Source organism: Streptomyces sp. L500 (genome assembly GCF_054551825.1).
The window spans coordinates 144,816-166,679 of sequence record NZ_JBTOLC010000012.1 but is presented as its reverse complement, the minus strand read 5'-3'; the positions used below and the strand labels follow the sequence as shown (position 1 = coordinate 166,679).

Here is a 21,864-nt window from a genome sequence, read left to right as displayed (position 1 = left end):
AGTATGCGACAGTCCCTGCCCTTCATACGGCCGACTGCCATGGAAAGGCGCCGCGTTGACACTCCCGGAGTCCTCGGCTCCACCGGCATTCTTGAGGAATTCATTGCCCGGGCCCGCTGATCGGCGCTAGCTTCACTCGTCACACCCCGCCCCCGCACACCCGTGCGCACGGGCGGTTTTCCGGATGATGTGGAGAACTCCATGGCTCATCTGCGACTCAGACGACGCCGCGCCCTGCTGGCGGCCCCGCTCGGTCTGGCACTCACCGCCTCCCTCGGCTTCCTGCCGGGCGCGGCATCGGCCGCCCCCTCGGCCGGCGTTCCCGCGAAGGCCGCCGTCACCACGGACGGCCCGCTGCTCTCGTACGTCGTCAACATCAAGCCCGGCGCGCCCACGACGGGGCTGGTGAAGCGGTCGATCGAACGAGCCGGGGGCACGATCGTCGTCTCGTACGACAAGATTGGCGTGATCGTCGCCCACTCGAAGAACCCGCACTTCGCGGAGACGCTGCGTCTGGTGCCGGGGGTGGCCTCGACGGGCGCCACGCGCACCGCGCCGCTGCGGTCGGCCGCCACGACCGACTACGGCAAGCCGGAGAAGCTCAAGCTCACCAAGGAGGGCGCGCTGGCGGCGGCCCGCGACGCGGCGGCCGGCAAGGAGCCGCTGGAGGGCCTCCAGTGGGACCTCGGCGCGATCGGCGCGGACAAGGCCGCGAAGATCAACCCGGGCAGCCGGAAGGTGACCGTCGCGGTCATCGACACCGGCGTGGACGACACCCACCCCGACCTCGCCCCGAACTTCGCCGCCGACAAGTCGGCCAGCTGCGTCACCGGCAAGGCCGACACCAGCCCCGGCGCGTGGCGCCCCCACGACCCGGCCAAGGACTACCACGGCACCCACGTCGCCGGCACGATCGCCGCGGCCCGCAACGGCGTGGGCGTCGCGGGCGTCGCTCCCGGCGCGAAGGTCTCCGCCATCAAGGTGAGCACCCCGGACGACAACGCCTTCTTCTACGCCGAGAGCGTCGTCTGCGCCTTCGTCTTCGCCGCCGACCACGGCGCCGGGGTGACGAACAACAGCTACTACGTGGACCCGTGGATGTTCAACTGCCCGGACCACGCGGACCAGAAGGCGATAGCCGACGCGGTCGGCCGGGCCGCGCGGTACGCCCAGGACAAGGGCGTGGTCAACGTCGCCGCGGCGGGCAACTCCAACTTCGACCTGGCGTCCAAGGAGATAGCCGACGCCTCCAGCCCGAACGACTCCAAGCCGCTGCCCCGGAAGATAGACCCCAAGGTCTGCCTCGACGTCCCCTCGCAGCTGCCGGGCGTCATCACCGTCTCCGCGACCGGTGTGCGCGGGGAGAAGTCGTTCTACTCCAGCTACGGACTGAACTCCGTCGACGTCGCCGCCCCCGGCGGTGACATCCTCCAGGTGCCCGAGCTGCCGGCCAAGGACGGCCGCATCCTCTCCACGATGCCGGGCGGCGACTGGGCGTACCTCCAGGGCACCTCGATGGCCAGCCCCCACGTGGCCGGTGTGGCGGCGCTGCTGAAGAGCGCCCACCCCAAGTCCAGCCCGCAGGAGATCCAGTGGCTGATGAAGGCCCAGGCGAACAACCCGGGCTGCCCCACGGCCGCGTACGACCCCGACGGCACCGGCAAGTGGAAGGCCACCTGCGCCGGTACCGAGCACGTGAACGGCTTCTACGGCTTCGGCATCGTCGACGCCCTGGCGGCGGTCCGGGACTGATCTGACCCGCGCCGGGTGGAGGGGCCGGCCGACGACCGGCCGGCCTCTTCTTCCGTACCCACGCGGTGTCCGCCGTGGCACAGCAGCACTCCCCGGGTCAGCAGCCACTGCGCGGCGATATACGTGAGCATGACCCAGAACTGGGGCGCGGGCGCCTGCGGCCACTTCGCCAGCCCGCTCGCGAGGAGCGTGTCCGACAGCAGGAACAGCGCCCCGCCCGCCCCGGACAGCAGCCGGGCGCGGGTGGCGCCGAGCGCCATCGCCGTCAGCAGCAGGCTGTAGAGCGCGACCGGGACCCGCAGTTCCCCGTCCAGACCGGGCCACAGCAGGACGACCACGGTGAGCCACGCGGCGGCGTAGAGGGCCGCCAGCCGGTACGTCCGGGCGCCGCCGGGGCTGCCGTGCCGGGCGAAGAGCAGCAGGTAGCAGACGTGCCCGGCGGCGAAGGACCCCATGCCCAGCAGGAAGACGGTGTCCCCGCCCACCTGGAGCAGGGTGTCGCCCCCGCAGCCGAGGAGCAGCGCGCCCGCGAGCAGGGGCGGCCCGCCGCGCAGCAGCGCGTGGGCGGCCAGCAGCGGCATCAGCGCGGGTTTGGTGACGTGGGCGAGGAGCGTGGCGCCCGCGAGCAGGGCGCTCAGGTGGATCACCGCGGTGGCGCCGAAGGCGGCCAGCGCCGCCGTGGCGGCGCGGTCCCGGTTCCCGCTCACGCGACCCGCTCGGGGACCGCCGCTGGTGTCGTCCGCCCCTCGGCCGGTCGGTCCGGCTGCCAGCCGGGCCCCCGGAAGACGCGCCCGAACCGCTCCCGCCAGCTCCGCGCCGCCTTCACGTCGCGCCCGATGGCTACGTACTCGTGGGTGGCCACGCGCAGCGGGTTGTACGTGTGGATGTTCTTGGTCAGGCCGTAGACCGGGCGCTCGCCCTCCGGCACGAAGGACCCGAACATCCGGTCCCAGACGATGAGGATGCCGCCGAAGTTGCGGTCCAGGTAGCCGCCTTGCGAGGCGTGGTGGACCCGGTGGTGCGAGGGCGTGTTCAGCACGTACTCGAACGGCCGGGGCAGCCTGCCGACCCGCTCGGTGTGCACCCAGAACTGGTAGACGAGGTTGGCCGACGAGCAGAACGCCACCGCCGCCGGGTGCACCCCGGCGAGCACCATCGGCACGTAGAACGGCCACACCGTCAGCGTCGTCCACGGCTGGCGCAGCGCGGTGGTGAGGTTGAACTTGCGGCTGGAGTGGTGCACCACGTGGCAGGCCCACAGGATCCGTACGACGTGGTGGCCCCGGTGGGACCAGTAGTAGCAGAAGTCCTGCGCGAGCAGCATCAGCGGCAGCGTCCACCACAGCACGGGCACGCGCAGGGGGGTGAGTTCGTAGAGGGCCGTGTAGATCGCGACGATCGGGATCTTCCACAGCGCGTCGAAGAGGAGGCTGCCCAGTCCCATGCCGATGCTGGTCGCCGCGTCCTTGGCCTCGTAGCCCTCGGAGCGGTCGTCGGGATGCAGCCGGTAGCTCACCAACTCCAGTGCGGTGAGCAGGACGAAGGCGGGTATGGACCACAGGACCACGTCGGGTAGGTGCGGCATGGCCGCACCATAAGCGCGCCGGAGGGCGTGCCGCTAGGGGTTGTTACCCCCGGGTACCGCCGTTGGGGAAAGCGTCGGAAAAGGGTTGGCCGCGTTGATCGGCCCCTGCCTAGAATCGTGGCGCGGGGGCGGCTCCGCGGTGTGCTTCCTTCTCACTCGTTCTGAAAACGGATTCCGAGCGCGCCCACTCTCCGCCCCCGCTCGCGCTTTTCCAGGGGGAACCTCTTCGTGTCCACACTCCACGCCGTGCTGCTCCGCCGTGCCCGGACCGTCTACGTCGACCATGAGCCGTCGCCGCCCGCCGCGGTGAGCGACCCCGCCGTCGCGGCCGGGCTGACCGCGCTGGAGGGCGAGTTGCTGGACCGCGGGCACGCGCTGACCGAGCCGCTGCGCACGGCGCTGGCGGGGGCCGGGGCGCGGGCCCTCGCCGACACCGGGCGGAGCCTGCTGCACGCGATCGACGCGCAGCTCGGCGCCGACCGCACCCACATGCCGCTCTTCCGCGGCTTCCCGGCGTCGGTGCCGAAGGACACGGACGCCCTCTTCGTCGACCGCGTCTTCAGCCTGCTGCTCCAGCGGCCGGAGCAGCCGTGCGTGCTGTGCGGGACGGTCGGGGCCGTGCTGCCCGTCTCGCCGTGCGCGCACCTGGTGTGCCGCTCCTGCTGGGACGGCGCGGACTACACGGGCTGCCCGCTGTGCCACCGGCGCGTGGACCGTACGGATCCTTTTCTGCGGCTCGCCGAGACCGCCGGGACCGGCGCCGGACGGTCGTTCCCCGAGGGGCCGCTGCGGCTGCTCGTGCTGGGCACCTCGCGGACGGCGGACGCGGCCGCCGAGCTGGCCGGGCTGCTGGCCCGCGCCACGCCGCTCTCCCCGCGGGAGCGCGACGACGTCAAGGTCCTCCTGGCGCACGCCGAGCCGGGCGGCCTGGGCTGGCTGCCCGACGACATCCCCGTGCGCGAGACCAGGGCGCTGGTGTTCGGCACGCTGCTGCGCGACGGCGGCCCCGCGACGGTGACGGCCGTCCGGGAACGGCTTCCGGAGCTGCTGACGACCGCCACGGACGTGCTGCGCCTGCTGTGGGTGTGGTCCGGCGGCGAGGCGGACCTGCTGTCGGCTCCCCGGCTGCGCGGGGTGCCGCGCGGGCTGCGGCGCGAACTGCTCGCCGTCCTCGACGGGTTCGCGACGCCCTCGCTCGTCGAGGATCTGCTCCGGCACCCGCGGGCGTGGAAGCGCGCGGCGGAGCTCCTCCACCCGTTCGAGGGCCACGCGCGGCACCCGCGAGCGGCCCTGGCCTTCGCGGCGCTGCGGGGCACGGACGTGTCGGGCGCGGGGGCACTGGGCGAGGCGCTGCTGCGGACGGCGGCGGAGCACCCGGAGGCGGTGGCCGTCCGGGGTGTCCGGATCGTCGCGCGCACCTGGGCCGGACGGGTCGAGGAGGCGCTGCGTCGCGGGGACGCCGCCGGAGCGGTGGCGCTGCTGGCGCGGCGGCCGGGTGAGCTGGTGCGGCGGCTGGATCAGTTGCTGCGTCTGTACGGGGGCGAGGAGCTCGCGCCCGAGCTGGGCGCGGCGCTGGAGCGCGGGCTGCCTTCGGTGGGTCCCGGTCCGCTGCTCGGGGCGCTGGGCGCGCTGCGGGGGCGGCATCTGCCGTCGTCGCGGCGGGTGTTCTTCCCCCGGGGCCGGGTGGGCCGCGCCCAGGGCGTGGACGACGTGCGGCCGCCGCTGCCCGCGCCGCTGGCGGCCCGGGTCGCCGGGCTGCTGGAGGCCGAGGTGGTGCGGCGGCTCGGTGCCGCGTCCCGCTACGAGCTCGCCGTGCTGGACCCGGGGCTGGCGGCCCTGGCGGCGCCGTTCGCCGAGCGGTCCTCGGCGGCGTCGCTCGTCGCGGTGCCGCGCGGCAGCGAGCTGCGGCTGCCCGGGGGCGGGGTGCTGCGGCTGTTCCTGCACTGGACGGAGCCCGAGGGCACCCGGGTGGATCTCGACCTGTCGGTGGCGTTCTTCGACGAGCGGTGGCGGGCGGTCGGGCTGTGCGACTACACGCGGCTGCGGTACCGGGGCGACGCCGCCGTGCACTCCGGCGACCTGACGTCGGCGCCGCCGCCGGACGGCGCGACCGAGTACGTCGACCTGGACCTGCCGGCGCTCGCCGAGGCCGGGGCGCGCTATGCCGTGCCGGTGGTCTTCAGCTACAACGACGTGCCCTTCGACGAGCTGCCGGACGCCTTCGCGGGATTCATGACCGTCTCCGGCGCGGGGGCGCGGGACGCGGCGTACGACCCCCGGGCGGTGCGGCAGCGCTTCGACCTGACCGGGGAGTCGCGGATCTGCGCGCCGATGATCGTGGACCTGGCGGACGGGCGCGCGCTGTGGACCGACGTCCACCTTCCGGGTGACAGCGGCGTCCACGACCTGGGCCGCCACGGGAACGCGACGGGCGCTCTCGCGCGGGACCTGTGGACCCACTTCACGGGCGGGGCCCGGGTGACGCTGTGGGACGTCGCCTGCTGGCACGCGGCGGCACGATGCGACGAGACGCTCGTCGTCCGCCACACGGACGGGGTGGGCGCGGGCGGTGACGCCCGTGCCGAGCTGTGGCGCTATCGCCGCCGGGACGGCGAGGGCGTCGCCGCCTTCGCCGCGCGGCTGCGCGCGCTGGGGGCGCCGGAGTCGCGGGAGCCGGCCGGCGGGGCGGACGCGGACGGCCGGCGCGTCTTCCTCGCGTTCGTCGAGGGGGACGGGATGTCCCCGGTCGGCGCGACCGGCACGGTCTACCGGCTCTTCCCCGGTGCCGTCGACGCGTGCGCGGGGACGGAGCGGGTGACGGCCGCCGGGCTGCTGGCGGAGCTGGCCTGATCCCGGCGCCGGGACCGGCCGGATCCCGCGTTGTCAGCGGTGGCCCGTAAGCTCTTGGACCATGCTCGAAGACCGCACCGCCGCCGCATCGCCCACCCCGTGGCCTGCCGCGTATCCCGACGGGTACGCGGTCGTCGACGTGGAGACCACCGGGCTCGCCCGGGACGACCGGATAGTGTCGGCCGCGGTCTACCAGCTGGACGCCCGAGGGCAGGTGGAGGACCAGTGGTACACGCTGGTCAACCCGCTGCGCGACCCCGGTCCGGTGTGGATCCACGGGCTGACGTCCGAAGTGCTCGCGGACGCGCCGCTGTTCCAGGACATCGCGGGCGAGTTCGCGAAGCGGCTCGACGGCCGGGTCCTCGTCGCGCACAACGCGGCCTTCGACTGGTCGATGATCGCCCGGGAGTACGCCCGGGCGGGCACCACCGCCCCGGTGCGGCAGCGGCTGTGCACCATCGCGCTGTCGAAGGAGCTGAAGCTCCCCCTGCCGAACCACAAGCTGGAGTCGCTCGCCGCCCACTACGGCGTCGTACAGCAGCGCGCCCACCACGCGCTGGACGACGCCCGGGTGCTGGCCGAGGCGTTCCGGCCGAGCCTCCACCTGGCGGCGGGGGCGGGGCTGCGGCTGCCGCTGCTGGCCTGCCAGCCGCTGACCGAGTGGTCCGACGGCCCGGCGGCCGCGCCCGCGTACTCGGCGAGGGTCGGTTATCAGCCGTCCTACCGGAACGGCGCCGGCACCTGGCGGGCGAGCCGGAAGCGCCCGGCGTGCCCCTATCCCAACCCCGGCCGGTACGCGCCGGGCGGGCAGCTCAAGCAGGGGATGCGGGTGGCGTTCTCCGGGGACACCTCCATCGACCGGGAGCTGCTGGAGGACCGGGCCGTCGAGGCGGGTCTCCATGTGGCCACGAGCATCTCGCGGCTCACGAGCGTGCTGGTGACCAACGACCCGGGCTCCCCCACTTCCAAGGTCGTCAAGGCCCGCTCGTTCGGCACGCCCGTGATCGACGAGGCGGCGTTCGTCCAGCTCCTGTCGCACGTCACCCCGGCGGAGGGCGGCGCCTGAGCCGGGGGCCGGGCCCCCGTCGCAAGGGGGGCGAACCCCACCAGGTACCGTCAAACGCGTGTACCGCTTCCTGCTGACCCGGCAGTGGGTGATCCTCACGCTCGTGGGGCTCGCCCTCATTCCGGCGATGATCAAACTGGGCTTCTGGCAGCTCCACCGCCATGAGCAGCGGGTCGCGCGCAACGACCTGGTCGCCCACAGCCTGGCGTACGCCCCCGTGCCCGTCGGCACGCTGAGCGCCCCCGGCCGTGAGGTCCCGCAGGAGAACGTCTGGCGCAGGGTCACCGCGACCGGCACCTATGACACCAAGGGCGAGGTCGTCGTCCGTTACCGCACGGACGAGTCGGGCAAGTCCGGCTTCATGGTGATCACTCCGCTGGTGCTGGACAACGGCACGGCGCTCCTCGTCAACCGTGGCTGGATCCCCGCCGACGGCGGCCAGCTGACGTTCCCGGCCGTCCCCGCCGCGCCCTCCGGCAAGGTCACCGTCATGGGCCGGCTGCGCGCCGACGAGACACCGGGCAGCGGCATCAAGGACACCAAGGGCCTGCCGCCCCGCATGATCATGCTCATCAACAGCGAGCGCCAGGCCAAGGAGCTGCACCGCCCGGTCATCGGCGGCTACGTCGAGCTCGTCTCCCCCGCCGGAGACAGCGGGCAGCCCCAGCCCGTGCCCGCCCCGGACCACAGCAGCATCGGCAACCACATGGCGTATGCCGTCCAGTGGTGGCTGTTCAGCGCGTGCGTGCCCGTCGGCTGGTTCATCCTGGTCCGGCGCGAGCGCCGCGACCGCGCCGCCGACGCCGCGGCGGCCGCCGCGGCCACCGCCGGAGCCGCCCCCGCCGAGGACGACGAGGTCGCCCGGACAGCCGCGTCTGCGGAGTAGCCCGCGCGGGGTCGGGGAAGGACGCCCCGCGTGTCAGCACTCATCGAGGACTACGCGCTCATCGGCGATCTCCAGACCGCCGCCCTCGTCGGCCGGAACGGCTCCGTCGACTGGCTCTGCCTGCCCCGCTTCGACTCGGCCGCCTGCTTCGCCGCGCTGCTCGGCGGCGAGGACCACGGCCACTGGCGGCTGGCGCCCGTGGGCGCCGGCGAGTGCGCCCACCGCTCCTACGCCGGCGACTCCCTCGTCCTGGAATCCGTCTGGGAGACCGACGCCGGCACCGTCAAGGTCACCGACTTCATGCCGCAGCGCGACCGCGCCCCCGACCTCGTCCGGATCGTCGAGGGCGTCAGCGGGTCCGTCGAGATGCTGGGCGTGCTGCGGCTGCGGTTCGGCCACGGCGCGGTCGTCCCCTGGATGCGCCGCGACGACGACCACCACGTCGCCGTCGCCGGCCCCGACTCCGTCTGGCTGCGCAGCGAGCCCCCCGTGCCCACCTTCGGCCGGGACTTCAGCACCCGCTCCGAGTTCACGGTCGAGGCCGGGCAGAAGGTCGCCTTCGTCCTGACCTGGCACCCCTCCCATGAGCCGCGCCCCGCGCTCGTCGACCCCCACGACGCCCTGCGCCGCAGCGTCGCCGACTGGCGCGCGTGGGCCGACCGCTGTCCGCTGCGGGGCCCCTACCGCGAGGCCGTGCTGCGCTCCCTGCTCACCCTCAAGGCCCTCACCTACGGGCCCACCGGCGGGATCGTCGCCGCCCCCACCACCTCGCTGCCCGAGGAGATCGGCGGCGTGCGCAACTGGGACTACCGCTACTGCTGGCTGCGCGACTCCACCCTCACCCTGGAGACGCTGCTCGCGCTCGGCTACGAGGACGAGGCCCGGGCGTGGCGCGACTGGCTGCTGCGCGCGGTCGCCGGCGACCCCGCCGACCTGCAGACCATGTACGGCCTGGCGGGCGAGCGCCGGCTGCCCGAGTCGGAGCTGGACTGGCTGCCCGGCTACGAGCGGTCCTACCCCGTCCGGGTCGGCAATCTGGCGGCGGGCCAGCTCCAGCTCGACGTCTACGGCGAGGTCCTCGACTCCCTCCACGCCGCGCGGCGCGGCGGCCTGGGCGACCGACCGCACGAGTGGAACATCCAGCGCTGCTTCCTGGAGTTCCTCCGTGATCACTGGCGCGAGCCCGACTCGGGGCTGTGGGAGGTCCGCGGCCCGCGCCGGCACTTCACCCACTCCAAGGTGATGGCCTGGGTCGCCGCCGACCGCGCGGTGCGCACCCTGGAGGAGGACCCGTCGCTCCGCGGCGACCTCGACGGCTGGCGGGTCCTGCGCGAGGAGATCCACCGGGAGGTCTGCGAGCGGGGCTACGACGCCGAGCGCGGCACGTTCACGCAGTACTACGGCTCGCGGGAGCTCGACGCGGCCACGCTCCTCATCCCCCGCGTCGGCTTCCTGCCGCCCGACGACCCCCGCGTCGTCTCGACGGTCGACACGGTCCGGCGCGAGCTGCTGCACCACGGCCTCGTCCGCCGCCACAGCGTCGAGCGCGAGTCCGTGGACGGCCTGCCCGGCGGCGAGGGCGCCTTCCTGGCCTGCTCGTTCTGGCTGGCCGACGCGCAGTTCCTGACCGGCCGGACGAAGGAGGCCCGCGAGCTCTTCGAGCGGCTCCTCACCGTGCGCAACGACGTCGGCCTGCTCGCCGAGGAGTACGACCCCGAGGCCGGCCGGCAGCTCGGCAACTTCCCCCAGGCCTTCAGCCACATCGGCCTGGTGGGCACGGCCCTTCTGCTGACGGGGCACGGCACGGCAGACTGACGCCATGGATCTTGGACTTGAGGACCGGGTGTACGTACTGACCGGCGCGAGCCGCGGCCTGGGCTTCGCCACCGCCCGCGCGCTGGTCGCCGACGGGGCCCGCGTGGTGATCTCCGGGCGGGACGCGAGGACGGCCGAGGCGGCGGCCGGGGAACTCGGCCCCGGCGCCGTCGGCGTGGCCGCCGACAACGCCGACCCCGCCTCGGCCGAGCGGCTCCTGGCGACCGCCCGGGAGCGCTTCGGCCGCCTGGACGGCGTGCTCATCAGCGTCGGCGGCCCACCGCCCGGCTCGGCCGCCGACAACGACGACGCCCAGTGGCGGGCCGCCTTCGAATCCGTCTTCCTCGGCGCGGTCCGGCTGGCCCGCGCGGCGGCCGCCGCGCTCGGCGAGGGCGGCGTGATCGGCTTCGTCCTCTCGGCGTCGGTCCACGAGCCGATCCCCGGCCTGACGATCTCCAACGGCCTCCGCCCGGGCCTCGCGGGCTTCGCCAAGTCCCTCTCGGCCGAGGTCGCCCCGCGCGGCATCCGCGTCGTCGGTCTCCTGCCGGGCCGCATCGCCACGGACCGCATGCGCGAACTCGACGCCCTCTCCGGCGACCCCGAAACCGCCCGCGCCCGCCGCTCGGCGACGATCCCGCTGGGCCGGTACGGCGAGCCGGACGAATTCGGCCGCACGGCCGCGTTCCTGCTGTCGCCGGCGGCGTCGTACGTGACGGGCGTGATGCTCCCGGTGGACGGCGGCGCCCGGCACGGGTTCTGAGGGGGCCGGCCACACCTTCGGGGGTGGCCGCGACACGGGTTTATGCGATCACGCGAATATCCGCGTGATCGCATGGACGGCTCCCTGGGACTCCCTTACGGTCGTGGTCGCCTGACCCGACAAGGGTCGCTGACAAGGGGGTTCGCCATGGCACGTGAGGAACTCACGCGGCTCACCGGCAGCGGGAACGGTGAATGCGGCGAGGACGACTGCCCGAATGTCTACCGGACGGCCACCGGATCGTTCCTGGTTCAGGGCGAGGCTTCCGACGCGTTCGAACCCCCGGCCGGCGAAGGGCTCGTGGAGGTACCCGAGAGCGTGCTGAGGGAGGCGTTCCGTGTTCTTGGATGGTGACGCGTGGCGGGCTCGTTTCCTGGACTTCGAACGGGAAGCCTGGCGCCTTGAAACCCTGCCGCAGTACCTCATGCCGCAGGAGGCCCAGGAGTTGCAGACGTTCCGCAGTGGGGCCCGCGTCGACCCCGCCAGGGTGTCGAACCAGTACACCGACCGGCTGCGCAGGCAAGTCGGCGAGGGACGCGCTCAAGGACGCGTCCACATCGTCACCCGACCGCTCTCCGAGTACCTGTGCTTCGAGTTCTCGCGGTACTACGCACCTCACGCCCTCGCAGGTGAGGAAATCCGCATCCTCGACGTAACCGGCCGCCGGAACCCCCTGGAAGGAGTCCAGGACTTCTGGATGTTCGACCACTCCGAGGTGGTACTCATGCACTACCACCCGGACGGCAGGCAGATCAGCCGCGAAGTCCACGAAGGTGATGTGGCCCCGTTCATCGAATACCAGCGGATCGCCATGGAGGAGTCGGTGCCCTTCGAGGAGTACGTGAAGGGCCTTGACCTTTGAGCCGGAAAGGCTGGGTCAGTCCAGGTCGGACCTAGCGGAAGCACTGAGGGACCAGCGGCGGCGAGCCGGAAGGACGCAGACCTGGCTCGCCCGCCGCTGCGCCATGTCTCAAACAAAGATCAGCAACATCGAGAGCGGGAAGCTCACGCCCACCATTGTCGACGTAGAGCTGATCCTGGAAACTCTCGGAGTCGCCGGCCCTCTCGCCACTCGGGTCCTCACCTTGGCTCGAACTGCCAACACGGAGTGGCAGGACAATTGGTCGTCCCGCCGTAGGGGGCTGGACAAAAAACAGAACGAGTTGGCGCGACTCGAATCCATTACGACAGAGTTCCGGTTCTTCCTCCTGTCGATGATCACCGGCCTGCTCGCCACGCCGGAATACGTAAGGGCCAGCATCGCGGACGTGCCAGGCGACCAGGCCAAGACCGTCGCCAAGAAGCTGGAACGACAGAACGTGCTCTACGACGCGTCGAAGTCCTTCACGTTCCTGCTCACGGAACAGGCCGCACGTTGGCCGCTCCTCCAGCCCATGGCGATGGCGATGCAGCTCGACCGGCTTGCGTCGGTCTCCCGCATCCCGAACGTGCGTCTCGGCATCATTCCGCTGAGCGGCTGTATTCCGGAAGGCCCCCTGAGCACGTTCACCATCTACGATCGACGGCTGGCCACGGTGGAGACCGGCACCGGAGCCCTGATTCTCCGGGACCACCGTGACGTAACCGCATACCGGGCGGACTTCGACCGCTACGAGAAATACGCGCTCTTCGGAGAAGAAGCCAGGGAGAAACTGGCGGGATGGTCAGCGGCCTGTCGTCGGTGATCTTTACCCGAGGACATGAATAAAGCTGGTTTCGATGCGTCACGAGCTCCACGATGTGGCGAGGACCACGGACACACCCGATCCGATTCTGTGTCCTCCCATCACTCAGGAAGGTTCGTCATGACTGACCTGTACGGGCTCGACATCGACGGCGCCCAATTCGCCAAGGCGTGCGGGGGCAACACCCACCCCGACGGCGAGGCGTGCGTGATCCTCGCCCGGATCGCCGAGGACGCCTACGCCCTCGGTGACAGCAAGCGGCCCGACGCGCGGCCGCTGAGGTTCACCACCGCCGAGCTGAACGCGGCGGGCATCGATCCGGCCCGCTTCGGCCTCACGGCCTGACCGGCCCGTGGCCGGCGGCCTCCGCCTTCCGGAGGAGGCGGGGGCCGCCCGTCAACGCTCCTGGACAGGAAGACCCAGTTGCACGTTCACGGTTACCTGTGGACCGGCGAGAAGGCCGTCTTCGACAAGGAGAGCGTCCGCCGCCCGCCGCCGTCCATCGCACCGGCCCCCACCAGCCCCGACGAAGTCCAGCAGCGGTACCGCGAAGCCGTCACCGCGTGGAGGACCACCGATGTGCCGCCCATCGAGACGGCCCTGTGGCTGCTCAAGCCGGCCAAGCTGGTCCAGGGCACATGGGACGAGCCGAAGGAGGCCGCGGAGTGGCTCGGCGAGCGGTTGGCCGAGCACGCGCCACGGTTCGCCTCCCGTCATGACCAGGACGCCACCCGGCTCACCGTCCTCGTCCTCTCCACCGCCGACCGGCTGGCGCGAGGCGGTGACGTATCGCTCGGGTTCTACCTGCGCGGAGCCCTCTTCCTGTCCACGGCGCTCGTGACCTGCTCCCGCAACCGCGCGCGGCCGGAGCCGAGCTGCCCCCTCGGCTAGCGCTCGGAAACGACGAAGCGCCGGTCCGGCGGGGCCGGATCGGCGCTTCGTGTGCTCGTGCGCTCGTCACGCGATGTGGCGTCAGGCGACGATCAGATAGATCCCGTAGCCCACCGCCGCCGCGCACAGCGCGAAGCACGCGTACGCGCCCGTGCGGGCCAGGGCGGTGGTGCCGGCCGTGTCGGTCGGGGCCGACGTGGTGGTCGCCGGCTTGCGGGACGTGCCGAGGATGCCGAGCGTGAAGACGCCCACGAGGCCGACGGTGACCACGAGGCTGACGCCGAAGACCTGGCCGAGAGCTGCCCAGTCGATGTGCATGGTGGTTCTTCCTCCGTTGCCCGGCGTCAGCCGGTCGTCGCGGCGGCGGGAGCGGCCGGAGCGGCCGCGGTGGTGACCGGGGCCGAGGGGCCGGCCGGCGGCGGGGCGACGGCCTGCAGGGCGGCCGTGACCACGCCGACGGGCTCCTCGGGGAGGCCCTGCGGCGTGTTGAGCTCGTTGACGTTGTCGTGGGTGACCGGCTTGCGGCGCGAGGCCGCCCAGATGGCGCCGGAGACCCCGAGGCCGAGGACGGCGACCGCGGCGATGCCCCAGTCGCCCTGGTCGGCCAGGAGCGCGGCGCCGGCGGCGACGAGGCCCGCGGCCGGGAGGGTCAGGCCCCACGCGGCGACCATGCGGCCGGCCGTCGACCAGCGCACCACGCCGCCCTTGCGGCCCAGGCCGGAGCCCATGATCGAGCCGGAGCAGACCTGGGTGGTGGAGAGCGCGAAGCCGATGTGCGAGGAGGCGAGGATGACGGTCGCCGCACCGGTCTGGGCGGCGAAGCCCTGTGCCGGCTTGATGTCGGCGAGGCCCTTGCCGAGCGTCTGGATGATGCGCCAGCCGCCCAGGTACGTACCGAGCGCGATGGCCAGGCCCGCGGAGACGACGACCCACAGCGGCGGGTCGGAGTGCGGGGCGACGACGCCGCCGGTGACCAGGGCCAGGGTGATGACACCCATGGTCTTCTGGGCGTCGTTGGTGCCGTGGGCGAGGGAGACCAGGGCGGCCGAGGCGATCTGGCCCGCGCGGTAGCCCTTCGCGGTGTCCGCCTCGTCGCGGCCCTTGGCCAGGCGGAACGTCAGGCGGGTGGCGGCCCAGGCGGCGATGCCCGCCACGATCGGGGCGGCGACCGCGGGGATGAGGACCTTCATGACGACCTTGTCGGCGTTGACCGCGTCGAAGCCCACCGACGCGACGGTGGCGCCGATCAGACCGCCGAAGAGGGCGTGCGAGGAGCTGGAGGGCAGGCCCGCCAGCCACGTCAGAAGGTTCCAGACGATCGCGCCGACCAGTCCGGCGAAAATCACCTCTGGTCTGATGCCGGCGCTCTCGTCGATGATGCCTCCGGAGATCGTCTTCGCGACCTCGACGGACAGGAACGCCCCGACCAGGTTGAGGACGGCCGACATGGCCACGGCGGTCTTGGGCTTGAGCGCTCCGGTCGAGATGGTGGTGGCCATGGCGTTGGCCGTGTCGTGGAAGCCGTTCGTAAAGTCGAACACCAAGGCCGTGACGATCACGATCCCGATGAGAAGCGTGATGTTTTCCATTCACCCAGGCAATCAGATTCGAAGGTCAGTACGCGGCGACCGTAGGGACTCCGGGTGAACGGAAGGTGAACGGGCTCGGGCACACGGACGACACCACCCGGAGGCGAAGATCATGAAGACCGGCGAACGGACCCCCGCCGCACCCGACGACATCGGCCGGACCTGGGCCGATGTCGTGGCCACGGCCCGCAGGAGCACCGCCGACCACCTGGTCGTCGGCACCTCCGGCAACGTCTCCGCAAGGGTCGGCGACGTGGTGCTTGTCACGCCCAGCGGGGTCCCCTACGACCGGCTCGGCCCCGGCGACGCCGTCGGCGTCGACCTCGACGGCCGCCAGGTGCTCGGCGAGCTCGCCCCCACCAGCGAACTGCCCATGCACCTCGCCGTCTACCGCGCCACCGACGCCGCCGCGATCGTCCACACCCACGCCCCGCACGCCACCGCCGTCTCCACGCTCGTCGACGAGGTGCCCCTGATCCACTACATGGCCGCCGCCCTCGGCGGGCCCGTCCGCGTCGCCCCCTACGCCCTCTACGGCACCGACGAGCTCGCCGCCCACACCCTCCGGGCCCTCGACGGCCGCACCGGCTGCCTGCTGCGCAACCACGGCACCCTCACCCACGGCGCCACCCTGGAGGCGGCCTACGACCGCACCGCCCAGCTGGAGTGGATGTGCCGGGTCTGGCTCACCGCCTCCGCCGTCCCCGGGCGCGCCCCCACCCTCCTCACACCCGCCCAGCTGGACGAAGTCACCGCCAAGTACCGGGGCTACGGACAGCCCGGCTGAGCCGAGTCGCCCGGCGGCCCGCACGGGACCAGACTGGAGGGGATGGGTCTGAGGAGAGCGGCGGCCGTCGCCGCCACCACGCTGATCGGAGCCGGGGCCGCCGCCGTGGCGGCCGGGCGGTACGCCGGCGACGCCGTCCTGCGGACCGTGCCCGGCCACCCGCCGCCGGGCGAGCACCGGCTCACCGTCCACGACGTCACCCCCGGCACCGGCGCCGCCCCCGGCACGATCACCCTCACCCGCGCCCCCGCCACGCTGCGCCCCGGCACCTACGGCCTGGCCGGCCGGGGGCTGCACGCCGTCGTCGGGGACGTCGCCGCCGACGTCTCGCACCCCCACGACTGCGTGGTCCGGCGCCTCGCGCGCGTCACCCACGGCGCCCCCGCCCCCGGCGACCGGGTCTGGCTCACCCCGCAGACGCACCGCGGCAACCCGCGCGACGCCCTCGGCCTCGACCACGCCGACGTGGACGTGCCCGGCGAGCTGGGCCCGCTGCCCGCCTGGTTCGTGCCCGGCGCCCGCGACACCTGGGTGCTCGCCGTCCACGGCCTGGGCACCACCCGGGAGCACACCCTGACCGTGCTGCCCTTCCTCCACCGGCAGCGCCTCCCCGTCCTCGCCCTCGCCTACCGGGGCGACCCCGGCGCACCCCGCCCATCGCACGGAATCAGCCACTTCGGCGCCCGGGAGTGGCGGGATCTCGATGCCGCCATCCGCTACGCCCTCCGCAACGGCGCCCGCCGCGTCGTCCTGTACGGCTGGTCCACGGGCGCGACGATGGCGCTGCTCGCCGCCCTGCGGGACACGGGCTCCGCGCTGAGCGACCGGGTCGCGGGCGTCGTCCTGGACGCGCCGCTCCTCGACTGGCCCGCCGCCCTGGGCGCCCTGGCCGCCCACCGGCTCCCGGCCGCGCTCATTCCGCTTGCGGTCCGGGCGACCGAGGGACGCACCGGTCTGGCCCCCGAGGGCCTGCTCACCGCGGCCGACCCCACCCTGCTGGACGTCCCCGCCCTCGTCGTCCACGGCACCGACGACCCCGTCGCGCCCCTCCTCCATTCCCGTGAACTCGCCGCCCGGCGGCCGGAACTGATAACGCTGCGCACCGTTCGCGGGGCGGGTCACGCGGCCTCCTGGAACGTCGATCCCACGGGCTACGAGGAGGCCCTGCGGCGCTTCCTGATCCCCCTGATGTAGGGCGTGAACAGGGCGCTCGCCCTGTTCACGCACCCCCCGCATGACGTCCCACCACGGGTCGCCGACGGCTGGATAGTTGATTCCGATTGGGTTTTCGGAGCGTGAACGGCAAGACTGCTCCTGTGACGTCCCGTACTCCGCGCGACTCCCGGCTCAGACTCGTCCCCCGACAGCCGATCACCGCCGCCCGCCGGGCCGTGGCGAACCGGGGCGCCCGTCCGGCGCCCCGCCCGCCCGCCGGCACCCCGGCCCGGCCGGAACTCGCCCGTCAGGCGAGAGCCTGGCTGGCCGGCGCGGTCCGCCTGGCCCGCTGGGCGGCCGACGAGTGCTCCCGGGGCACGACCCTGCGGCCGGGCGCCGGCGGCGGCCTCGCCGACGGCGCGGCCGAGCGCGCCGCGGCCGCCCTGGACCTGCCCCCCGCCTCGGTGCGCACCGAATGGGACCGGGCCCGGCTCGCCGGGCTGCTGGAGCTGCACGGCGGCACCGCCCGCCCCGGCTGGCGGCTGACCGCCTGGGAGCGGGACGACAGCGCCGTGCTGCGTGGCTGGGTCGCGCTCTTCGACGCCTGGTCTTTGGCCCATCCCGAGCCTCCCGGCACCGACTCCACCGTCGCGGCCGAGGTCGTCGAGGCCGCGCCCCAGCTGCTGTCCGTCATGCACCTGTCGGCCGGGCCCGTCTCCGTGGCGATGCTCCTCGACCTCCTCCAGCAGCGGGTGGCCGAGATCCGCGCCGAGCGCTGCGAGATCCCCTACGACGCGCCCGTCCCGGCGGGCGCCTGCCCCGCCGTCCCGCCCGCCCCCACCGCGGGCGACCCCCTGCCGGGGCTGCTGGACTGGGCCCTCGAAGGGCTCGCCTCCGTCGGCGCGCTCGTCATGCGCGGCGACACCGGCCCCCGCGCCGAGGCGCTGCTCACGCCGCTCGGGAACTGGGCGGTGTGGGTCAAGCTCGAGCAGATCTGCGTGGCCGCCCAGAGCCCCGCCGGGAACATCGAGCTGTCCGCCGAGGCCATGCTGCGCGGCTGCGCCGACCTCACCCCCGGCCCCGCCCGCGCCGAGTACCGCGCCTGGCTCGCCGCCCGGCCCGTGCGCAGCGCCGTCACGGAGCTGCTGGACGCCGCCCGGGGCGACGACGCGATGGTGCGCGGCCAGGCCTTCGAGGCCCTGCGCGCGGTGGGCGCCCCCGCCGAGCCGGCGGTTCGCACGGCGGCCGAGGAACCGGTGCTGCGCCCGTACGCCCTGCTGTGGCTCGCCGAGCACGAGGGGCACGACCCGGAGGAGGCCGCCGAGGTGCTCAGCCGGGAGGAGGCGACCTGGCTGTGGGTGGACACGGCGGCCGCGGTCGCGGACCACGGGGAGGGGCGGCTGCTGGTGCGGCATCTGGATTCGGCGGTGCAGGGGACGGTGCCGGGGTTGCTGGAGGAGGTCCGGGCCGTGGGGCACCCACGGACGGTGCAGGTGCTTGTCGCGCTGGCCGCCGCGCATCCGGATCCGGCCTTGGCCAAAGCCGTGCGGCGGGCCGCGTTCCAGGTGCACACGGGGGGTGCGTAGGGAGGGGCCCCTGTCCCGCCCTTTCACCGTTTCCCGGGGCTCCGCCCCGGACCCCGCTCCTCAAACGCCGGAGGGGCTGGGTTGGCTAAACGCCGGACGGGCTGATTTGAGCCCCCTTCGGGGCGTATGTGCCGAAGCTCCAGACGTTGCCCTCGGCGTCCCGGGCCATGTAGTCCCGGGAGCCGTACTCCTGGTCCGTCGGGGGCATGACGATCTCCGCGCCGTGTTCGACGGCCCGGCGGTGGTGGGCGTCGGTGTCCTCGACGACGACGTAGACGCCGGAGGGGCCGCCGCCCGCCATGGCCTCGTCGAAGACACCGCCCCGGCCCTTGGAGCCGATCATCACGATGCCGTTGCCGTAGACGAGCTCGGCGTGGAGGACGGTGCCGTCCTCGCTCTCGTAGAGCGCGCTCTGCTCGAAGCCGAAGGCCTCCGTGAGCAGCCGGATCGCCGCCTTCGCGTCGTGGTAGAGCAGCGCCGGGCTGATGGCCGGCGCCACGGTGCGCGGTTGTGCCATGGCGTTCCCTCCTCCAGGGGGGTCAGCGGAAGGTGTCGCAGCGGGCCATGTCGCCCGTGGTGTAGCCGGTGGTGAACCACTGCCGGCGCTGGGCGGCCGAGCCGTGGGTCCAGCTCTCCGGGGTGACCCGCCCCTGGAACTTCTCCTGGATGCGGTCGTCCCCCACCGCGGCCGCCGCGGAGAGCCCGTCGTCGATGTCGGCGGTGGTCAGCTGCTTGATCAGCGGCCGGCCGGTGGACTTCTCCGGGGTGCTCGTCGCGTGCTTGGCCCAGACCCCGGCGTAGCAGTCGGCCTGGAGCTCGACCTTGACCGAGTTGCTGCCCGCGCCGGTGAGCCGGTCCTGGGCGCGGGAGAGGGTGCCCTGGAGGTTCTGGATGTGGTGCCCGTACTCGTGGGCGACGACGTACGCCTGGGCGAAGGGGCCGCCGCTCGCGCCGAACTTCGTCTTCAGCTCGTCGAAGAAGCCCAGGTCCAGGTAGACCTTGCGGTCGCCGGGGCAGTAGAACGGGCCGACCGCCGAGGTGGCGGCCCCGCAGGCGGTGTTCACCCGGCCGGTGAAGAGGACCGTGGAGGCGGGCGTGTAGGTCAGGGAGTGGCGGGGGAGCTCCTGGCTCCAGAAGGACTGGGCGCTGTTGACGATCGCGACGACGCGGCAGTCCTGGCGGGTGTTGGCGTCCTTGCCGGTGCGGCAGGTCCGGGAGACCTGCTGGTCGGTGCTGGGCGAGGGCGTGGCGCCCGGCCCCTGGGAGCTCAGCCCCAGCTCGTTCGGGCCGATGCCGAAGAAGAGGCCCAGGGCCAGCGCGATCAGCCCCACGATGCCTCCGCCGATGGTCAGCCCACCGCCCGGGATCCCACCGCCCCGCTGGTCCTGCACCTGCGAGGTGTCGAGGTCCGCGTCGTCGTCGAACTGCACGTGCCCACCGCCTCTCGGCTCCACCGCTCACCGGTAAGGGCTGTCCACCCCGAGTATCGGCGAATCGCCCCCACGCCGCGCTCTCCGGCTCGTCCGGCGTGGCGGGCGACCCCGCGAATCGGCTTGCGCGCCCCCGTTAGACTGGTCCGCATGGCATTCCTCCTCGCGCACTAGACGGCGTCGTAGCGACCGAGTCCGTCCTTCCGCCGTCCATCACTGCCCAGGAGTAGAACCCCCGTGATCACCGCTTCCGGCATCGAGCTGCGCGCCGGCGCACGCGTCCTCATCGAGTCCGCCTCTTTCCGCATCGCCAAGGGCGACCGCGTCGGCCTGGTCGGCCGCAACGGCGCGGGCAAGACGACCCTCACCAAGTGCCTCGCCGGCGAGGGCATCCCCGCCGCGGGCACCATCGCCCGCTCCGGCGAGGTCGGCTACCTCCCGCAGGACCCCCGCACCGGCGATCTGGACGTGCTCGCCCGCGACCGCATCCTCTCCGCGCGCGGCCTCGACCTCGTCCTGCGCAAGATGCGGGAGAACGAGGACCGGATGGCGAACGGCAAGGGCGCCACCCGCGAGAAGGCCATGAAGAAGTACGAGCGCCTGGAGACGGAGTTCCTGACCAAGGGCGGTTACGCCGCCGAGGCGGAGGCCGCGACGATCGCCGCCAGCCTCGGTCTGCCGGACCGCATCCTCACCCAGCCGCTGCACACCCTCTCCGGTGGTCAGCGCCGCCGCGTCGAGCTGGCCCGGATCCTCTTCTCGGACGCCGACACCCTGCTGCTCGACGAGCCCACCAACCACCTCGACGCCGACTCGATCGCCTGGCTGCGGGACTACCTGAAGTCCTACCGCGGCGGCTTCATCGTGATCTCCCACGACGTCGACCTCGTCGAGACGGTCGTCAACAAGGTCTTCTACCTGGACGCCAACCGCTCGGTCATCGACGTCTACAACATGGGCTGGAAGCTCTACCAGCAGCAGCGCGAGGCCGACGAGAAGCGCCGCAAGCGCGAGCGGCAGAACGCCGAGAAGAAGGCCGCCGCGCTCAATTCGCAGGCCGACAAGATGCGCGCGAAGGCCACCAAGACCGTGGCCGCGCAGAACATGGCCAAGCGCGCCGAGAGGCTGCTGTCGGGCCTGGACGCGGTGCGCGTCTCCGACAAGGTCGCCAAGCTCCGCTTCCCCGAGCCGGCGTCCTGCGGGAAGACCCCGCTCACCGCCGAGGGCCTGTCCAAGTCCTACGGCTCGCTGGAGATCTTCACCGACGTCGACCTGGCCATCGACAAGGGCTCCCGCGTCGTCATCCTCGGCCTCAACGGCGCCGGCAAGACCACGCTGCTGCGGCTGCTCGCGGGCGCCGAGAAGCCGGACACGGGCGCGGTCACCCCCGGTCACGGCCTCAAGCTGGGCTACTACGCCCAGGAGCACGAGACGCTGGACCCGGACCGCACGGTCCTGGAGAACATGCGCTCCTCCGCGCCCGACCTCGACCTGGTCGAGGTCCGCAAGGTGCTGGGCTCCTTCCTGTTCTCCGGCGACGACGTCGACAAGCCGGCGGGCGTGCTCTCCGGCGGTGAGAAGACGCGACTGGCGCTGGCCACGCTCGTCGTCTCCTCCGCGAACGTCCTCCTCCTCGACGAGCCCACCAACAACCTCGACCCGGCCAGCCGCGAGGAGATCCTCGGCGCGCTGCGCACCTACAAGGGCGCCGTGGTGCTGGTGACGCACGACGAGGGCGCCGTGGACGCGCTGGAGCCGGAGCGGATCATCCTGCTCCCGGACGGCGTCGAGGACCTGTGGGGCCCGGACTACGCGGATCTGGTGGCGCTCGCCTGACCGGCGCCGGGGCCGCTCTTGATCAGTGCGGTCCCGATCATTCGGCCGAGGCGTGATCCACCATCTGTGTGAGGGCGGCTCGTACCCCGTCACGGTCCGTCGCTCCGGCGCACGCGCTGTGCGGGATGCCGGGCGCCGTTCGCGCCGCGCGTGGCGGGGCCCTCCCTGACCTGCCGATTCGTCCCGCCACC

21 protein-coding genes are annotated in these 21,864 nt (G+C 73.1%); 15 read left to right on the top strand and 6 right to left on the bottom strand.

The window, feature by feature from the left end; translation table 11 throughout:
* Positions 1 to 201 precede the first annotated feature (201 nt).
* The gene (locus ACX9I7_RS14700) at positions 202 to 1,752 is read left to right on the top strand and encodes a S8 family serine peptidase (protein ID WP_459387572.1); all 1,551 of its coding nucleotides are present in this window, start codon (positions 202 to 204) and stop codon (positions 1,750 to 1,752) included.
* Here ACX9I7_RS14700 and ACX9I7_RS14695 read toward each other — a convergent pair.
* On the bottom strand, positions 1,707 to 2,459 hold the full coding sequence (locus ACX9I7_RS14695) for a lysoplasmalogenase (protein ID WP_459387571.1): 753 nt from the start codon (positions 2,457 to 2,459) through the stop codon (positions 1,707 to 1,709). The two genes, ACX9I7_RS14700 and ACX9I7_RS14695, sit on opposite strands and share 46 nt — an antisense overlap.
* Positions 2,456 to 3,337 (bottom strand): sterol desaturase family protein, encoded by an 882-nt coding sequence (locus ACX9I7_RS14690; RefSeq protein ID WP_459387570.1) that lies wholly within the window; start codon positions 3,335 to 3,337, stop codon positions 2,456 to 2,458. The genes ACX9I7_RS14695 and ACX9I7_RS14690 overlap by 4 nt, the downstream gene beginning before the upstream one ends.
* 228 nt (positions 3,338 to 3,565) lie before the next feature.
* Between ACX9I7_RS14690 and ACX9I7_RS14685 the strand changes: the two genes are divergently transcribed.
* From ACX9I7_RS14685 to ACX9I7_RS14640, 10 genes are all read left to right on the top strand, one after another.
* On the top strand, positions 3,566 to 6,187 hold the full coding sequence (locus ACX9I7_RS14685; RefSeq protein WP_459387569.1) for an MXAN_6230/SCO0854 family RING domain-containing protein: 2,622 nt from the start codon (positions 3,566 to 3,568) through the stop codon (positions 6,185 to 6,187).
* Positions 6,188 to 6,248: 61 nt separating this feature from the next.
* Positions 6,249 to 7,253, top strand: coding sequence for a DEDDh family exonuclease (locus ACX9I7_RS14680; protein WP_387577888.1), 1,005 nt, complete (start codon positions 6,249 to 6,251; stop codon positions 7,251 to 7,253).
* A gap of 58 nt (positions 7,254 to 7,311) precedes the next feature.
* A complete protein-coding gene (locus ACX9I7_RS14675) occupies positions 7,312 to 8,139 on the top strand; it encodes an SURF1 family cytochrome oxidase biogenesis protein (protein ID WP_387577886.1) in 828 nt (275 codons plus the stop codon).
* A gap of 30 nt (positions 8,140 to 8,169) precedes the next feature.
* Positions 8,170 to 9,954, top strand: a complete 1,785-nt coding sequence (locus ACX9I7_RS14670) for a glycoside hydrolase family 15 protein (protein ID WP_459387568.1) — start codon at positions 8,170 to 8,172, stop codon at positions 9,952 to 9,954.
* 4 nt (positions 9,955 to 9,958) lie between these two features.
* A complete protein-coding gene (locus ACX9I7_RS14665) occupies positions 9,959 to 10,714 on the top strand; it encodes an SDR family oxidoreductase (protein WP_459387567.1) in 756 nt (251 codons plus the stop codon).
* 147 nt (positions 10,715 to 10,861) lie between these two features.
* Positions 10,862 to 11,068, top strand: coding sequence for a hypothetical protein (locus ACX9I7_RS14660; protein ID WP_387577882.1), 207 nt, complete (start codon positions 10,862 to 10,864; stop codon positions 11,066 to 11,068).
* A complete protein-coding gene (locus ACX9I7_RS14655) occupies positions 11,052 to 11,576 on the top strand; it encodes a DUF6879 family protein (protein WP_387577880.1) in 525 nt (174 codons plus the stop codon). Before ACX9I7_RS14660 ends, ACX9I7_RS14655 begins: the two co-directional genes overlap by 17 nt.
* Positions 11,566 to 12,399, top strand: a complete 834-nt coding sequence (locus ACX9I7_RS14650; protein WP_459387566.1) for a helix-turn-helix domain-containing protein — start codon at positions 11,566 to 11,568, stop codon at positions 12,397 to 12,399. The genes ACX9I7_RS14655 and ACX9I7_RS14650 overlap by 11 nt, the downstream gene beginning before the upstream one ends.
* A 120-nt stretch (positions 12,400 to 12,519) precedes the next feature.
* On the top strand, positions 12,520 to 12,744 hold the full coding sequence (locus ACX9I7_RS14645) for a DUF397 domain-containing protein (RefSeq protein ID WP_387577876.1): 225 nt from the start codon (positions 12,520 to 12,522) through the stop codon (positions 12,742 to 12,744).
* A gap of 78 nt (positions 12,745 to 12,822) precedes the next feature.
* Positions 12,823 to 13,290, top strand: a complete 468-nt coding sequence (locus tag ACX9I7_RS14640; protein ID WP_387577874.1) for a hypothetical protein — start codon at positions 12,823 to 12,825, stop codon at positions 13,288 to 13,290.
* 81 nt (positions 13,291 to 13,371) lie between these two features.
* On the opposite strand, the gene ACX9I7_RS14635 is transcribed toward ACX9I7_RS14640, so the two are convergent.
* Both ACX9I7_RS14635 and ACX9I7_RS14630 read right to left on the bottom strand, forming a co-directional pair.
* Positions 13,372 to 13,608 (bottom strand): hypothetical protein, encoded by a 237-nt coding sequence (locus tag ACX9I7_RS14635; RefSeq protein WP_358632820.1) that lies wholly within the window; start codon positions 13,606 to 13,608, stop codon positions 13,372 to 13,374.
* Positions 13,609 to 13,634: 26 nt separating this feature from the next.
* Positions 13,635 to 14,879 (bottom strand): inorganic phosphate transporter, encoded by a 1,245-nt coding sequence (locus tag ACX9I7_RS14630; protein ID WP_358632817.1) that lies wholly within the window; start codon positions 14,877 to 14,879, stop codon positions 13,635 to 13,637.
* 112 nt (positions 14,880 to 14,991) lie between these two features.
* On the opposite strand from ACX9I7_RS14630, the gene ACX9I7_RS14625 reads away from it, so the two are divergent.
* The 3 genes from ACX9I7_RS14625 (at position 14,992) to ACX9I7_RS14615 (ending at position 18,407) form a co-directional block, all read left to right on the top strand.
* Positions 14,992 to 15,666 carry a class II aldolase/adducin family protein gene (locus ACX9I7_RS14625; protein ID WP_387577871.1) on the top strand — a complete coding sequence of 225 codons (675 nt, stop codon included), beginning with the start codon at positions 14,992 to 14,994 and terminating at the stop codon, positions 15,664 to 15,666.
* Positions 15,667 to 15,708: 42 nt separating this feature from the next.
* Positions 15,709 to 16,860, top strand: coding sequence for an alpha/beta hydrolase (locus ACX9I7_RS14620; RefSeq protein ID WP_459387565.1), 1,152 nt, complete (start codon positions 15,709 to 15,711; stop codon positions 16,858 to 16,860).
* 122 nt (positions 16,861 to 16,982) lie between these two features.
* Positions 16,983 to 18,407 (top strand): hypothetical protein, encoded by a 1,425-nt coding sequence (locus ACX9I7_RS14615; protein WP_387577867.1) that lies wholly within the window; start codon positions 16,983 to 16,985, stop codon positions 18,405 to 18,407.
* Positions 18,408 to 18,492: 85 nt separating this feature from the next.
* On the opposite strand, the gene ACX9I7_RS14610 is transcribed toward ACX9I7_RS14615, so the two are convergent.
* Positions 18,493 to 18,924, bottom strand: a complete 432-nt coding sequence (locus ACX9I7_RS14610; protein ID WP_387577865.1) for a VOC family protein — start codon at positions 18,922 to 18,924, stop codon at positions 18,493 to 18,495.
* Positions 18,925 to 18,946: 22 nt separating this feature from the next.
* Entirely contained in the window at positions 18,947 to 19,837 is an 891-nt protein-coding gene (gene ypfJ, locus ACX9I7_RS14605; protein ID WP_387577863.1) for a KPN_02809 family neutral zinc metallopeptidase, read from the bottom strand.
* 237 nt (positions 19,838 to 20,074) lie between these two features.
* Between ypfJ and ACX9I7_RS14600 the strand changes: the two genes are divergently transcribed.
* Positions 20,075 to 21,673 carry an ABC-F family ATP-binding cassette domain-containing protein gene (locus ACX9I7_RS14600; protein ID WP_459387564.1) on the top strand — a complete coding sequence of 533 codons (1,599 nt, stop codon included), beginning with the start codon at positions 20,075 to 20,077 and terminating at the stop codon, positions 21,671 to 21,673.
* Positions 21,674 to 21,864 lie beyond the last annotated feature (191 nt).

What these genes read in the sequence shown, in the direction of transcription:
- ACX9I7_RS14700 (WP_459387572.1), top strand. Translation starts at nt 202, where the DNA reads ATGGCTCATCTGCGACTCAGACGACGCCGCGCCCTGCTGGCGGCCCCG.
- ACX9I7_RS14690 (WP_459387570.1), bottom strand. Translation starts at nt 3,337, where the DNA reads ATGCCGCACCTACCCGACGTGGTCCTGTGGTCCATACCCGCCTTCGTC.
- ACX9I7_RS14680 (WP_387577888.1), top strand. Translation starts at nt 6,249, where the DNA reads ATGCTCGAAGACCGCACCGCCGCCGCATCGCCCACCCCGTGGCCTGCC.
- ACX9I7_RS14665 (WP_459387567.1), top strand. Translation starts at nt 9,959, where the DNA reads ATGGATCTTGGACTTGAGGACCGGGTGTACGTACTGACCGGCGCGAGC.
- ACX9I7_RS14660 (WP_387577882.1), top strand. Translation starts at nt 10,862, where the DNA reads ATGGCACGTGAGGAACTCACGCGGCTCACCGGCAGCGGGAACGGTGAA.
- ACX9I7_RS14645 (WP_387577876.1), top strand. Translation starts at nt 12,520, where the DNA reads ATGACTGACCTGTACGGGCTCGACATCGACGGCGCCCAATTCGCCAAG.
- ACX9I7_RS14635 (WP_358632820.1), bottom strand. Translation starts at nt 13,608, where the DNA reads ATGCACATCGACTGGGCAGCTCTCGGCCAGGTCTTCGGCGTCAGCCTC.
- ACX9I7_RS14630 (WP_358632817.1), bottom strand. Translation starts at nt 14,879, where the DNA reads ATGGAAAACATCACGCTTCTCATCGGGATCGTGATCGTCACGGCCTTG.
- ACX9I7_RS14625 (WP_387577871.1), top strand. Translation starts at nt 14,992, where the DNA reads ATGAAGACCGGCGAACGGACCCCCGCCGCACCCGACGACATCGGCCGG.
- ACX9I7_RS14620 (WP_459387565.1), top strand. Translation starts at nt 15,709, where the DNA reads ATGGGTCTGAGGAGAGCGGCGGCCGTCGCCGCCACCACGCTGATCGGA.
- ACX9I7_RS14610 (WP_387577865.1), bottom strand. Translation starts at nt 18,924, where the DNA reads ATGGCACAACCGCGCACCGTGGCGCCGGCCATCAGCCCGGCGCTGCTC.